Below are 810 nucleotides of genomic sequence, written 5' to 3' on the forward strand. Positions count from 1 at the left end.
GAGTTGTAATAAAAGTAATTCCAGATGAACACTATTTAAAAGAGATAAGGTCTGAAATAAAAGGTAAAATAAAAAAAGATACTTATTCTAATAAAAATGTTATAAATTCATTTAAAGATAACTTGGAAATCATCTATGATAAAAGAATCACTTATAAAACAAATATATATAATTTAGAAGATTTTATAAAAATGACACCATTAACATCTGGTTTGAGCAAAGAACAAATAAATGAATTAAATAAATGTGATATAGAAAAAATAACGGTTGATTTAAAAATTGTAGTCGGCAAAGTAAAGTAGATAAAGGTTAGGAGGTAATAAGATGAATATACGTGGATGTATACATTCAATAAGATTAAGAGGGTAAGTCACGGATTGTGGCTATTATCTTAATATAATTAAAAGTCATAATCCCGTGATATTTAAATATTAAAGTTTAAATATAAAATTATAGGAGATTATGAAAATGAGAAAAAGAGTAATAATTGTAGGAATTAATATAAATAACAAAAATAATTTTGAGGAATCTATAATAGAACTTAAGAATTTATGTATAGCCTGTGATATGGAAGTAGTTGGAAAAGTGGAGCAAAATTTAAAGAAGATAAATCCAACATTCTATATGGGTAGTGGTAAAATTGAAGAATTACAAGATTTAATCGAAAAAACGAACGCTGAAATAATAGTATTTAATAACGAACTATCTGCATCACAGATAAAAAATATTGAAGAAGAAGTAAAATGTAATGTCATAGATAGGACAGCTTTAATACTAGATATATTTGCAAATAGAGCAAAAACAAGAGAA

The 810-nt window shown here is 24.3% G+C and carries 2 pseudogenes; both read left to right on the forward strand.

Annotated elements, in window-relative coordinates:
• Positions 1 to 302, forward strand: a pseudogene (locus DWX74_RS10975) (methyltransferase type 11); the annotation flags it as partial.
• Positions 303 to 468: 166 nt separating this feature from the next.
• A pseudogene (locus DWX74_RS10980) lies at positions 469 to 810 on the forward strand (GTPase HflX); the annotation flags it as partial.

The organism is Peptoclostridium sp. AF21-18 (assembly GCF_003478825.1).
Lineage (GTDB): Bacteria > Bacillota > Clostridia > Peptostreptococcales > Peptostreptococcaceae > Peptacetobacter.